The following is a 13,413-nucleotide window of genomic DNA, read 5'->3' on the forward strand; positions in this document are numbered from 1 at the left end:
ACCACACTAAGGGTATACAAGGTTTTATACAGTTTTTCAGTTAATCCAATAACAGACAAGAACCCTAAAACCGCACCAGGATAGGAAAGTATAAAAAATGCATAGATCCATAGAACAAAAAAAAGACGATTCCCTTGTAAAATTAGGGAACCGTCTTTTTCTTCGCTATCGATAACAAAAATCAAGTACGTAATATTTTATTTGTCGATATTTTTTCAATCTTCATTATCGATTTCTATTGTACCCGTTCTAGCACTAACCTTTAAAATATTTAACAGATTATTAGGTGTCTTAATTTCCACTTCATATTCAAATTTTGATTGTGCTAAGTTGTCATCTTCTAATTCAAATTCTTTTTTCACATTAATAATTTCTCCATTTGTATGAGCTAAAGAAATTTCACGAACTTGTTTCTCTGTGTAGTTTTCATTCTTTTTTGCATAATTGTAACCCATACCATAATATCCACCAATAATAGCAATACCACTTACTAAAATAGCGATTACACTTATAATTATTTTCTTTTTATGTTTTAACATTTTCATCCACTCCTTATTGATTAATCCTCTATTCCAAATCTTGCTTCAAGTGCCTTTTCTGCTTGTTCTAATTGATCTTCCAGTATATCGTATTCTTTTTCTTGCGCTTTATATTGTTCAATCGTTATCGTTCCAGCGTGATAATCTGCTTCTAGCCGATTATCAGATAGATCTATCTTGTCATCCAATTGGTCAATTTCTTTTTTTACTGCTAAGTACGTATTTAATTTTTCTTCTTTTGCTCCAACTGGTTTCGTGTTATTGGCCTTTTCTACAATAGATGTGACTTCGTTTTTGAAATCTTGTGTTTGCTTCGTATCATTCGTAGCGGGCCCTATTTTGTTTGGTTCTTGTTGGAGTTGAGCAACTTCTTTTTGTAATTTATCATTTTCCACTTTCAGTTGTTGCACTTCTGTATTGTTATCAGCTTGAGTAGAACAAGCTGTTAACAATACACAAGATATCGCTCCAATCAGCATCCATTTTCGCATTCTGTTTTCCTCCCTTTACATGTGCACCTTATCCTTGCCTTTATATTACTGAACAAACATTAAAGGAAGATTAATGTACAAAAAATAAAGTGAAGACTTTTACGGGTAGCCCGACTTCCCCTAACTCCCTCGCATTCGCCGAATTTTGAAGGAGGAGTCTTACTGTCCGTTAATGCTGGATAAAATGATATAATTAAATCGTTTCTAATCTTTCTTTAATGTTTTTGAATTATAGTGATACATATTAATAAGAAGAAAAGGAGAATGTTAATGCGAGTTCTTATTGTCGAAGATGAACAAGACTTACAAAATATATTGGTGAAACGATTAAATGCAGAACATTATAGTGTCGATGCATGTGGGAATGGAGAAGATGCCTTGGATTATATAAACATGGCTACCTACGATTTGATTGTCCTTGACATTATGATTCCCGGAATAGATGGTTTACGCGTATTACAAAGATTACGCGCGGACAATAATGCAACTCCTGTCTTGCTTCTTACAGCTAAAGATACAATTGATGATCGCGTAACAGGACTCGACTTAGGTGCGGATGATTATTTAGTAAAGCCGTTTGCTTTTGATGAACTGTTAGCAAGAATTCGAGTGTTAATGCGAAGAAAAACAGGAAATACATCTAATGTGTTTGAAATCGCTGACCTAGTGGTAGATTGCAATATGCATAAAGTAACAAGAGGAGACCAAGTTATCACTCTTTCCAGTAAAGAATTTGCTATTTTAGAATATATGATTCGTAATAAAGAAGTTGTGCTGACACGAGATAAAATTGAGCAACATGTGTGGAATTACGATTATGAAGGTGGCTCGAATATTATTGATGTTTACGTCCGCTATCTTCGTAAAAAAATTGATAGCCAGTTTGAAACGAAGTTAATTCATACAGTGCGAGGAACTGGTTACGTATTGCGAGTAGAATCATGAAAAGACTATCAATAAAAATGAGAGTAACCCTGTGGTATACGGGGCTAATTGTAATTATTATGGCACTCGTGTTAGCTTTTATTTTAACTTCTTCAGATAAAGTTTTGCTTTTTAATATGAAAGATAAATTGAAGAGCACAGTAAAAGAAAGCATGGAAGATATCGAATATAAGCATGGACACTTAAAGATGGACGATGATTTTGAAGCCTTAGAAGATGGCGTAAATATAAGTATTTATAATAAACAAGGTGAGCTGCTAGCAGGAAATAGTCCTACAAACTTTAATAAAAAGGTATCGCTTAAATCCGATGAAATACAAACCATTAAAGACGGTAATAAAGAATGGATTGTATATGATTTTCTCCATAATGGAGGCGACGATGAGCAAGTCTGGATTCGTGGAATAATGACCATGAGCCAATTATCTTCAACGATGAATACACTTATTGTCATAACACTCATCTCATTCCCATTACTTATTCTCATTGCGGCAGCGGGAGGATATTTTATTACGCAAAGAGCGTTTCGACCTGTGCAACAAATGAGTGATTCAGCTAGTAAAATTGGTGATGGTAACGACCTTTCGAAAAGAATTCATTTACAAGGTTCACCAAAAGATGAAATGTATCATTTAGCCCAAACCTTTGACAAAATGTTCGAGCGATTGGAGACATCATTTGAAAGTGAAAAACAATTTACATCTGACGCATCTCATGAATTAAGAACACCAACATCTGTTATTATTTCGCAATGCGAATACGCTTTATCACAGAGGAATAATCCGAAAGAAATGGAAGAATCGTTAGAAGTCATTTTGAAGCAATCACGTAAAATGTCCGCTCTACTCTCCCAACTCTTATTATTAGCAAGAGCTGACCAAGGAAAACATAATACTTTCCAATTTGAATGTATCAATATGAGTGAATTAACGGAAATCGTCGTAGAAGAGCTCTCATTAATGGTGCAAGAGGCTTCGATTGATATAACAACTAATATAGAGGAAAACCTGTTTATAAAAGCAGATCAAACATTGATGATGCGTTTATTAATGAATTTACTAACGAATGCAATTGCATATAGCAAAGCGAGTGGAACTGTGAATATGCAACTATTCCGTGATGAAACCAACATAATAGGTAAAGTCTCTGATAATGGTATAGGCATCAGCGAGCAACATATTACTAAAATATGGGACCGCTTCTATCGAGTTGACGCAGCACGAACATCTTCAAACATCGGAAACACAGGTTTAGGATTGTCTATGGTAAAATGGATTGTCGAACTACACGGAGGAGAAATTACAGTTGAAAGTAAATTAGGAGAAGGCAGTACTTTTACATTTAAACTACCAATTGAAAAAAGAGCATAATTCATGCGCGTCTGTCGCTTCAAAATAAAGATTGATATTTAAAGGCTCTCTACAATCCTTATGTAAAAATAACTGACGCATTTTAAACATCATCGATTTTATCATTTTGGACAACCTATTCTGTTAAATTGATATACATGCGAAAAAACTATCGAAATAAAACCCCAGAAATCCAACGGTCTCTGGGGCTCCATTATATATTTAGCTCTTTTTGCTTTTTGTTTTGTTTATGTCTATACAGCAATTTTCGGCTTATTAGAGAAATCACTAATAAGGTCAGAATTAATAAGATAAGTTGCATAAATGATAGATCAAAATATTTAGCACCTGTAACGATTAAAAGTGTAGAAATTGTGCCTTTTACAACGAAAAAAATAATAACCCATAATCCGCCTTTTTTCCAGTTCATTTTATATTACCCTTTCCTACATTTAAATTCTTAAAAGATTTAATGATAGTTCTTAAATGTGACAACTTAATAGAAATCTATTATATTAACAAAAAATTCATGTCTAATTAAATGCGACGATTCTATATTAAGTGAAAATGATATTCATTGTCAATTTTATTGACTATTTGAATACTTATTCTTAATCTCTTCCTACTTTGTTTCTTATAAGCAATACACTCTTGTATTCAAACAAAAACACCTCCATTGCATTTGCACACTTAGTATGTGAATGCAAGAGGTGTTTTTTCATATACCATCAGGTAAGATTTCCTGCTTTGTTTATTTCTTGATACGTAGCTATTTTTTAGTACACGATAACTGGATCATAAGTGTTCAAACTATCATATACAGTTTTTGCAACATTAGGAAGAAGGTTCACACATCCACCTGATCCTCCTGTTAAATAAGCGTTATTTCCCCAGTCTTTTCGCCAGCCAGCATCGTGGAATCCTTGACCACTATTTGTGAATGGAACCCAGTAATCTACTTTAACCGCATAATCAGCTTTTCCTACTGCGCTACCTCTTAGCGTGTATGGTGTTCGTTTATATAGAACGTACCACACACCTGGTGATGTATCTTCACCAGTACTATGTTTACCAGTTACTACATTTGTTGTAACAACTAATTTTCCATCTTTGTAAATCCAAATTTGTTGCTCTGCAATTGAAACTTCTGCATACGTGTCTCCGATGCCATTATTCGATGTTGTTTTATAACCGATACCTTCCTTCTCCCAACCATTTCCGTGAATATTAGATGCAGAAAGCGATTTTTCGCCTTTCTCAAAGGCTTGTTGAACTTGTTTAGTTTCTTTTTCAACATCTAGTGCCCAGCCGTATCCTTGTCCTTTTACTGATATGACTGAACCGGAATGAGTTTTAAATGAGAAATCTTTATTTAATGTTGATTTGGCATTATTAATTTCAGTAATTTTCTTCTTAATGTCACTCGCATCAATTGTAACTTTCATATCCTTTGACATAGAGGCATTTTGAATTAAATCTTTCGCTTTTAAAGGATAAACTTCATCCTGCACTTTATACTCAACAGACTGCCCAAGAAGATTCTGTAGTGCTTTCTCCTCTTTTTTGACAATCGGATCGTCTTCTTTAATAGGTTTTATGTATGCAGACTTCAGATGAATTTCGCTTTTATATTTTTGCTTATCATAATCTTTCAGTAGACTAGTAACATCATACTGTTTTCCTTCCACACTTTTCGAAATAACAATTTTCCCTTGTTCTAGCTTCGCCATAGCATCTTGAGGCGCTTTTAATTTCTCATTCATAGAGATGAGCTTTTCTTCCACAAGTTTTTTCATCGTTTCACTACGATACTGATCTGCCTTCTCTGGTAGCAATGAATAATTTTTCCCCTTTGAAGAAGGGAAAAATGTCCACTGGCTTTTTAATAGTTTCTTAATTTGAGGCAAATCTTTTTCCGTAAGTTCCGTTTTTGTATCTTTTTCATCTAAAATTTGTTGTTGATCAACATAGACTTTGTTTGCTAGTCCAGATGTCTTTAATTTTTGTATTGCTTGATCAGCGCTCAGACCACCAACTTTTGTGTCATTAATTGTAACATTCGAATTGAAGTGAGTTGCCTGGTAATAACTCATTCCCCCAATAAGAAGTGCAATTACACCAATACCCGCTGCGATAAACTTCCAATTTGTATAACGTTTGTTTGATCTTACTCGTTTTTGATCAATTTCTTCAACTGATTCATTTGTTGTATTGTTGTTCATCAATCTTTCCCCCGTATGTATTAACGTCAAACGATTTTCAATTAAAATCATAGACTAGTGTACCTTATTTTTCCTAAAATTTCATTATTTCCGACCACATTTTATCGCAATTTAATGATTAAATTTAGATTTTTTAATAGTACGATGCATTGCACAGCCCTTTACAAGTTATAAAATGAAATTTCAATCAACCGTTATACCAAGGGAATTAACTACATCTTCTTTGGAAAACTTTTTCTCTTTACGTAAAATACGAATTATATTATCCGTTTTATGAACATCACCTCCTAATTTTGTCAAAAAAAAACGATAGTCCTTCTATCTAAAATGTAGAAGGACTATCGTTTTTTCAGTTAGAGTATTTGTATAATCGTTTAACTTTTTATTTCCTGAAGGTCAAACTTGATGAAGATGATGAAATTTCATCTCATAGCCTTTAAATGAAAACATTATGTTTTTTATGGCAACCAAGTTTATTTTCTTAGCTTGATGTCCCCCACATATCCAGCAGCCTAAGATTAAGTAAGAGTCTGTTCAACTAGATTTTTTCTAATATTTTTAGGAGCATCTTATTTCACCTTGTCATATTTCACTAATTAAATTTAAAACACATCCATATGCTATTTAGTAAAATTTACGATTCGAGACGTAATTATTGCAGTAATCAAGATAATAATAGCGGTTATCAAGCCAGATTCTCCAATCCAAATCTCAGTTTGATATCCTGTACTTGCACGTGCGAAAGGTCCTTGGATAATGGCATTCCAAGTGGTATGGATGATAACCGAAGGCCAAACGCTACCTGTGATAAGTCGTAAATAAGCTGTAATATAACTGAATGGCACAATACATAAATAGATGCCAAGTACTGAGAGAAAGACAGATGATCCCTCTACATACAGACCAGCGATAACAATTGGAACATGCCACGTTGCCCAAATCAATCCACTAATAAGGATGGGGCGTGAAAACTCTGCATCGATTAGCCTTATAAGCATGTAACCTCGCCACCCCATTTCTTCTCCAAAAACTGGGATTAAGTTAAGCAAACTTCCTAAAATGCCGCTCAATACTACTAGATAAATGAAACTGAATGGTGCCGTTACATACTGAAGTCCAAGTATATTGTAGATTGGTTCTAACATACCACCTTCGGGATGCCGAAACCTCGCAATTCCGCTCAACCAGGCTATAGAATAAGTAATTCCACAAATAATCATAGGTATTAACAGAGCAAAACCAATCCCCTTCCATACCTTTAAGTTACCGAGACTAAAAGATACATCTTTAAACCCTTCTTTCAGTATTATGCGAGTCAAAATAGAAGAAAATGCTGGGGTAAACATATATACCACAATAAGCGGCATACTGTTAGTAACCATTACTACTACATTTAGGATAATGGAAGTAATGGTTAAGATACTTAGAAAGAGTCGAAGTCCTATTTTAGCACGTTGGATTTTATCTTTATTATGGAATGCTTCTCCGTGTAACAACATTGTAATCCGCCCTTCCCCTTTTATTCATTTGTTTATTAAATTTACTTCCTGTCATTTCAACAGCTACAACTTAGAATAAAAATATTTTGGCATACAGATTCATTCATCTTTACAATTCCTCCCAAATTCATAATCTAATCTTACTTGCGGCTCAACAATGTAATTATTATTTATAAGGTGTCATAGCCGATAGTACAAAAGTGTAATGATTAGCCTATGACTTGTGTCAATTAACCTTATGACAATATGTAACTAGAAAATATGATATGGAATAAATAAGAATTGAATTAAGGCAATTAATTCGTGTAAGTACATGAATCAATCTTGCTTTTACAAATAATTCAATTGAGGTGAGCAAAAATGAATAAGAAAAAAATGATTGCAATGGTTAGTACAGCTTTATTAGTCACAGGATGTGGGGAAGTAGGAAACGCTCAAACTGTAGCAGTCGAAAACTCAGGTCAATCAATCCAAAAAAATATAGTTAAATCAATACAATCACAGGCTAACCCATTAAAAACGATAGAACCGTCAAAACCATTTGAAGATTTAAAACCACTTAAGAAAATGATTGGGAGCGCACAATATGTAGGATTAGGAGAGAATACTCATGGAAGCTCTGAAATTTTCACTATGAAGTTTCGCCTTGTGAAATATTTGGTTACTGAGATGGGCTTTACAAATTTCACAATGGAAGAAGATTGGGGAAACGGCTTAAAGCTAAATGAATATATCCAAACAGGAAAAGGAAACCCTAGGGAATTTTTAAATTTGTTATATCCTACTGATGAAATTATAGCCATGATTGAGTGGATGAAAGATTATAATGCTGATCCATCCAATAAAAAGAAAATCCAATTTATTGGAATCGACTTAAAAACGTTGGACCAAGGTAGCTTTAATAAAGTAATTGATTATGTAAGGGTACATCGACCAAATTTGCTTGCAGAAGTAGAAGAAAATTATAAAGAATTATCGTCTTTTACTGGAAGTATACAAGAATATATGAAACTTACTCCTGAATTGAAAGAGAAGTTCAAAGCAAACGCTGAGAGAGTAGCCCGATTACTAAATGATGAGAATGAGCAAGCCAACACAGAAATAGTTTCACCTGAGTACATGTGGGTAAAAGCAACGGCAAGTGCAATAGAGAAATTTACCACAATGCTACTTCCTAACGACTATCCAAGTATAATAAAGCTACATGAGCAATACTTGGCCGATCATGCAATGTGGGCACAAGAGACATTTGGTGGTAAAACGATGGTATGGGGACACAATATTCATATAGCTAAAGGAATTATCGATGAACAATTATATCCTGATGTTGCGGGGCAGTTTTTAAAGGAACGTTTAGACAATAATTATGTCACAATTGGTAGTACAACTACGGAGGGGAATTTCACCTTATATAGCGAATATAATCCTTCCACCGGAGGTAAGATTACAACAGACGCTATTCCACAAGATGTAAAAAGTTTCAATTATACTCTCGGAAAAGTGCCCTATAAAATGTTTTTATTGGATAACCGTCACCTTAAAGGACAAGCAGAGAAATGGGTTAAAGCAAAAAGACCATTACTAAGTATAGGAGGACAAATCCTCCCGAACAGTTCGGTATACTTTGATACTTCATTGCTTGAGCAATTTGATATTATTTTTCATATTCGAAAAACAAGTCCATCTCATATTAAATAAAAGTACAAAAAACCGTTCTTGCAGATGCAAAAACGGTTTTTTTGTGGAGGATTAATAAAGTGAAACTTTAATCAGTCGGGATTTTATTCATCCCCCACCTAACTTATTTGCTTCCACTGAATTTTGAGGTGGGGGTCTTACTGCCCGGCAAATAGCGGGATAAAAGGATCTTTTTTAACTAGAAGTAAGCTGTTCTCCCCCCTTTTCAATCTCATTTAAAACTGTCATATGACACTTTTACACTAGTGAGAATGACAAAAAAAGCAGTATGATTCGGTTATTACATAGATAGGAGCGATGAACTTTATGAAATCAAAATTCATCCAGAATGGTTATTTTTTATTGCTAACTTTCATTACAGGATTGTTTTATTTTTGTTTTTATCTAATAGCTCTGCTATTTAGTTTAACCCTTTCATTTACTGTTGTTGGGATTCCATTAATTATGCGCGTACTACAGACTACCACACCCTTTATCCAATTCGAACGCATACAGACGAAAATTTATACAGATGTTTCAACAGACTCTTACGATCGAAGTATAGCAATGGATACATCGAACTGGGCTCAGGTGAAATTAGTGCTTGCAGATCGTCGCACTTGGTGTGCTGTCTATTGGTTAATGCAGAAATTTGTGATTGGCATTTTCAGTCTCATTAGTGCAATCATTTTTTATGTAATGCCACTTATGTTCCTGTTGGCACCACTACTGTATCGATACATCGATATGAATATTATATTCATACAGATAGATACTTTTGCCAAATCACTCTTTGTAATGTTTATGGGTATAGTATTTACCGCCATAAGTATTAGAATAGTAGATGGTTTGACAAAGAAAATCGGGGGCTATACACGTAGTATGATTCGGCAACTAAATCAATAGAGGTTTACAGTCTGTGAGTAGTATCACAGTTTTAAATTAAAAAGTATAATAAGACATGAAAGATTAAATTATAATATAGGAAGTAAAAAGGCAGGCTATTTAGGAGGTAAATGACTTGTTAGATATGGTTAAGTATTGGTTTTGGTATGATTGGATTATGTTAGGGATTCGTCTACTTACTAGTGTATCTATCATCCTAGCTACATTAAATTTTCAAAATGGTTTAACATTACCACTTTGGATTATTATTCTTTGGGAAATTATTGCCTTCTCAATTCCATGGGTAGCCTTACTATTCAATTATAAATATTATTTGTTCACAGAAATACTGCTATATGGTGGACTATGTATATATTTAACCTCATTATTTCCGGAAGCTTACAACACATTTCTTATATCGGTGTTTCTAATTGCTGCAAATAGTAAGCATTTGTCCTATTATTGGACAGCTCCAATAACAGTTTTTATAACGACTGGAATTTTCTATGCGGTTGCGCCAAGTAATAGCTATTGGGTTATGGTCACCTATTATGGATTCGCATATGTAATGGGCTTCGCTTTTCATTTATTAATCGTCAATCATAAGCAAAATGAATCAATTCGTAAACAAAACGCGGTACTTGAGCAATATATGTCTCAGATTGAACGCATTACACTGGCGGAAGAACGAAACAGACTGTCGAGTGAGCTTCATGATACAGTTGGTCACGCTTATACTTCTATTATTATGGGAATGGAAACGTTGCGCACCGAACTTGCTACTGAAATGGGTATACAGAGGCTAGATTCTCTGCTTGAAATGGGACGTAAAAGCATCGAGGACGTGAGAGGTTACCTACATCAAATGGAGTCTCCGTGTCAATCGCCTTCCTTAATTCAATCTCTCCAAAATCTTGGAGCCGAATTTCAGGAGCACGCTCAAGTTAATGTAAGTTTTCGAGCATACGGAGAGGAATATGAATTGTCTCGGCAAGCGAAGATAGCGTTCATTCGTTGCTTACAAGAGTCCCTTACAAATGCAGTACGTCATGGTCAAGGAACTGCAATTATAGTTTCATTGCAGTTTGAACAACAATATACGAGATTAGAAGTTCAAGATAATGGAAAAGGAAATGTAGAATGGCAGGAAGGCTTCGGTATGAATGCGATGAAAGAACGAGCAATGAATTTGCAAGGTCAATTGTCTGTATATACAAAGCCGGATGAAGGAATGCTTGTTACATGTACCGTACCGCGACAAACTGAAATAAAAAATGGACTTATTCGTTTGTTAATTGTAGACGACCAGCCGTTTGTTCGAGAAAGTTTGAGGACACTACTCGATAGATATGAAGATTTAAATGTAGTGGGTTTGGCCGAGGATGGCAATCAAGCCATAGATTTGTGCGGGCGCCTTCAACCCCATGTTATCCTTATGGATTTAGATATGCAGCAAATGGATGGAGTTGAAGCAACCAAAAAGATTAAGCAACAATGGCCACATATCCGCATATTGATTTTTACAACGTTTCAAGATACCAAACAGGCGTTGGAATCGCTTCGCAACGGTGCGGATGGTTTTTTACTCAAATCTATTGAAACGTTGGAGCTAGCTAATACGATCCGACTTATTCACAAAGGTGGGACACTGATTGATCAGGGAATGTCTCAAAAAATATTTGAGAAGTTTGATAAGCAAAAAGAGACACCACAATCAAAAGCAACCGCTTATGAGCTAACAGCTAGAGAGATAGAAATATTACAGCTAGTAGCAAAGGGACTTCGATACACTACCATAGCATCAAGGTTATATTTGTCAAATGGTACGGTCAGAAATTATGCTTCTACAGCTTATACAAAGCTAGGAGTCCGTAACAAAGAAGAAGCTGTTCAAAAGGCTCTAGAAATTGGAATTATTGAATAAGAAAAATGTTTTTTGTTTCTCTATAGCAAGGTGAAATGTAATTACAAGATACAGTAAAGGATAAAGTGAAACTTTAATCAGCCCTCACCAATCGGTTTTTTACGGGCAGCCCGCCCCCCCACCTAACTTCTTTGCTTCCGCTGAATTTTGAGGTGGGGGGCTTACTGTCCGGCAAATAGCATCATTACATTAATCTTTTTTCGGGAGTACTATTCCTTTATATAATTGAACTGTAGTTAAGTACTAAATCGAGTAAATTACTACAAAAATAACAAGTGGTAACCAAATGCGAGAGTACGGATCGATTAAAAGAGGGCTAAACATGTTCATACCAACTGATATATGAGTAATCCCTATAATTGCTGGGAATAAAAATATGAAGAATAACTCTTTATAGATTGATTTTGTTAATAATTCTCAGCGGACAACAATTTTACGAAGCATTTGATAACGAGCCACATCTTTTGATGCTCCCGACAGAACTTTAAACATTAAGCAACTTGCCATTATTGCTAAAAATGCAATTCCAACGAAGAACACCATAAACATTAATCCGCTAGCAAAATCATGACTCACAATATTGTGACGAAAAACCGGGAAAATAATAATAACTAGTTACTATTATTATTTATTTGTCACTTTTAAAGCATCTAACACTATCTTGGTTGCTTCTGCAATAAGCTTATCATCGTATTTAGCATCCTCTTTATCATGATTAGAAAGTATCGCAAGAACAATTGGCTTTTTATTTGGTGGCCAAATAATTGCGATATCATTTCTGGTTCCATAAGATCCCGAGCCCGTCTTATCAGCTACTTCCCATCCTCCTGGAACTCCAGCACGAATTAAGTTGTCTCCGGTAGTATTCCTTTTCATCCAATCTATTAATAAATCCCGTTTCTCAGTTGAAAGTACATCTCCTAACGCAAAAGCCTGAAGACTAGTAGCTAATGCCTTTGGGGTACTAGTATCATGTACGTCTCCTGGATGCACTTCGTTTAACTCTGGTTCAAAACGTTCAGGATTTGTAACGGTATCTCCTATTTCTCTCAGTGATTTTTTGAATTCACTAGGTCCACCTAATTGTTTAAGAATAAGATTTTGTGCAGTATTATCACTATATCGAAGGGAAGCATCTGCAAGCTCTTTCAGAGTCATGCCCCTATCAACATACTTTTCTGTAATTGGATTGTAATTAACAAGATCTTCACGAGTATACAAAACTCTTTGATTTAGATCTTCTATTGATTTCTTTTGTAAAAGTACTCCCACAGCTAAAGCTTTGTGGGTAGATGCGTATGCAAACCGTTTATCTGATTGATACGTAACGGTTTGATTCGTATCAGTGTCCAATGCATAAATACCAAGTTTAGCATCAAATTCTTTTTCAAGTTTAGCAAAAGAATCATTACCAGTAGTTTCTTGTTTGATTTGATTTGTTTGTTTCGTTTGTTTAAGTGATTCAGATTGAGTATTACCATCGGAACAGCCTATAAGCGTTGCACATGAAAGAAATACTACAGGTACCATCTTTTTGTAATGTAAAATGTTAAAAAACTTGTTTAAGACTATCATACATTTTCAACCTCTTTCAAGAATATATAGTTTTTCTAGGTGTTATACATACCGACACAATGAAAAAGTCTATCGGATATCACTCTTCTTGCATCTCACTTTTCATAAAGTGAAATGCAAGAAGCCCTCACCAATCGGGCTTTTACGGGTAAATAGCGGGATAAAATGAGCGAATTATCATGAACACCTGTTTTATACGTATACTTAATAGACAACTTAAGTAACAAGTTTGTTCCATTTTTATCAGTAGTCGTATCTAGAAACCTAAAAAAGTCCATTTAGAAGATCTAAATGGACTTTTTCACTC

The 13,413-nt window shown here is 34.7% G+C and carries 11 protein-coding genes and 1 pseudogene; 5 read left to right on the forward strand and 7 right to left on the reverse strand.

Annotated elements, in window-relative coordinates; genetic code table 11:
• Nucleotides 1–215: 215 nt before the first annotated feature.
• Both AXW78_RS15290 and AXW78_RS15295 read right to left on the reverse strand, forming a co-directional pair.
• Complete coding sequence (locus AXW78_RS15290) at nt 216–539, reverse strand: PepSY domain-containing protein (protein ID WP_061884368.1); 324 nt, start codon at nt 537–539, stop codon at nt 216–218.
• A 20-nt stretch (nt 540–559) separates the two neighbouring features.
• Nucleotides 560–1,030 (reverse strand): SadB/YajI family lipoprotein, encoded by a 471-nt coding sequence (locus tag AXW78_RS15295; protein WP_001233661.1) that lies wholly within the window; start codon nt 1,028–1,030, stop codon nt 560–562.
• 270 nt (nt 1,031–1,300) lie between these two features.
• On the opposite strand from AXW78_RS15295, the gene AXW78_RS15300 reads away from it, so the two are divergent.
• Both AXW78_RS15300 and AXW78_RS15305 read left to right on the forward strand, forming a co-directional pair.
• Nucleotides 1,301–1,975 carry a response regulator transcription factor gene (locus AXW78_RS15300; protein WP_001264528.1) on the forward strand — a complete coding sequence of 225 codons (675 nt, stop codon included), beginning with the start codon at nt 1,301–1,303 and terminating at the stop codon, nt 1,973–1,975.
• The gene (locus AXW78_RS15305; RefSeq protein ID WP_061884369.1) at nt 1,972–3,345 is read left to right on the forward strand and encodes a sensor histidine kinase; all 1,374 of its coding nucleotides are present in this window, start codon (nt 1,972–1,974) and stop codon (nt 3,343–3,345) included. The genes AXW78_RS15300 and AXW78_RS15305 overlap by 4 nt, the downstream gene beginning before the upstream one ends.
• A 193-nt stretch (nt 3,346–3,538) precedes the next feature.
• Here AXW78_RS15305 and AXW78_RS15310 read toward each other — a convergent pair whose 3' ends face one another.
• From AXW78_RS15310 to AXW78_RS15320, 3 genes are all read right to left on the reverse strand, one after another.
• Complete coding sequence (locus AXW78_RS15310; RefSeq protein WP_001104104.1) at nt 3,539–3,754, reverse strand: hypothetical protein; 216 nt, start codon at nt 3,752–3,754, stop codon at nt 3,539–3,541.
• A 346-nt stretch (nt 3,755–4,100) separates the two neighbouring features.
• Nucleotides 4,101–5,546 carry a L,D-transpeptidase family protein gene (locus AXW78_RS15315; protein WP_001064078.1) on the reverse strand — a complete coding sequence of 482 codons (1,446 nt, stop codon included), beginning with the start codon at nt 5,544–5,546 and terminating at the stop codon, nt 4,101–4,103.
• Between the two features lie 620 nt (nt 5,547–6,166).
• Nucleotides 6,167–7,045 carry a CPBP family intramembrane glutamic endopeptidase gene (locus AXW78_RS15320; protein ID WP_000924285.1) on the reverse strand — a complete coding sequence of 293 codons (879 nt, stop codon included), beginning with the start codon at nt 7,043–7,045 and terminating at the stop codon, nt 6,167–6,169.
• Nucleotides 7,046–7,405: 360 nt separating this feature from the next.
• On the opposite strand from AXW78_RS15320, the gene AXW78_RS15325 reads away from it, so the two are divergent.
• The 3 genes from AXW78_RS15325 to AXW78_RS15335 all read left to right on the forward strand — a co-directional run bounded on the left by AXW78_RS15325 (nt 7,406) and on the right by AXW78_RS15335 (nt 11,531).
• A complete protein-coding gene (locus AXW78_RS15325) occupies nt 7,406–8,743 on the forward strand; it encodes an erythromycin esterase family protein (protein ID WP_061884370.1) in 1,338 nt (445 codons plus the stop codon).
• A 306-nt stretch (nt 8,744–9,049) separates the two neighbouring features.
• Nucleotides 9,050–9,628 carry a sensor domain-containing protein gene (locus AXW78_RS15330; RefSeq protein ID WP_000836847.1) on the forward strand — a complete coding sequence of 193 codons (579 nt, stop codon included), beginning with the start codon at nt 9,050–9,052 and terminating at the stop codon, nt 9,626–9,628.
• Nucleotides 9,629–9,743: 115 nt separating this feature from the next.
• Entirely contained in the window at nt 9,744–11,531 is a 1,788-nt protein-coding gene (locus AXW78_RS15335) for a helix-turn-helix transcriptional regulator (protein ID WP_061884371.1), read from the forward strand.
• A gap of 243 nt (nt 11,532–11,774) precedes the next feature.
• On the opposite strand, the pseudogene AXW78_RS32445 reads toward AXW78_RS15335, so the two are convergent.
• Nucleotides 11,775–12,110 (reverse strand): annotated as a pseudogene (locus AXW78_RS32445) (ABC transporter permease); the annotation flags it as partial.
• Nucleotides 12,111–12,155: 45 nt separating this feature from the next.
• Nucleotides 12,156–13,106 (reverse strand): class A beta-lactamase, encoded by a 951-nt coding sequence (bla, locus tag AXW78_RS15340; protein WP_061884372.1) that lies wholly within the window; start codon nt 13,104–13,106, stop codon nt 12,156–12,158.
• Nucleotides 13,107–13,413: the final 307 nt, after the last annotated feature.

Source organism: Bacillus thuringiensis, from assembly GCF_001595725.1.
GTDB lineage: Bacteria > Bacillota > Bacilli > Bacillales > Bacillaceae_G > Bacillus_A > Bacillus_A thuringiensis_K.

Coding starts and splice junctions, on each gene's coding strand:
- AXW78_RS15300 (WP_001264528.1), top strand. CDS start 1,301: ATGCGAGTTCTTATTGTCGAAGATGAACAAGACTTACAAAATATATTG.
- AXW78_RS15290 (WP_061884368.1), bottom strand. CDS start 539: ATGTTAAAACATAAAAAGAAAATAATTATAAGTGTAATCGCTATTTTA.
- AXW78_RS15315 (WP_001064078.1), bottom strand. CDS start 5,546: ATGAACAACAATACAACAAATGAATCAGTTGAAGAAATTGATCAAAAA.
- AXW78_RS15305 (WP_061884369.1), top strand. CDS start 1,972: ATGAAAAGACTATCAATAAAAATGAGAGTAACCCTGTGGTATACGGGG.
- AXW78_RS15295 (WP_001233661.1), bottom strand. CDS start 1,030: ATGCGAAAATGGATGCTGATTGGAGCGATATCTTGTGTATTGTTAACA.
- AXW78_RS15330 (WP_000836847.1), top strand. CDS start 9,050: ATGAAATCAAAATTCATCCAGAATGGTTATTTTTTATTGCTAACTTTC.
- AXW78_RS15320 (WP_000924285.1), bottom strand. CDS start 7,045: ATGTTGTTACACGGAGAAGCATTCCATAATAAAGATAAAATCCAACGT.
- AXW78_RS15310 (WP_001104104.1), bottom strand. CDS start 3,754: ATGAACTGGAAAAAAGGCGGATTATGGGTTATTATTTTTTTCGTTGTA.
- AXW78_RS15325 (WP_061884370.1), top strand. CDS start 7,406: ATGAATAAGAAAAAAATGATTGCAATGGTTAGTACAGCTTTATTAGTC.
- bla (WP_061884372.1), bottom strand. CDS start 13,106: ATGATAGTCTTAAACAAGTTTTTTAACATTTTACATTACAAAAAGATG.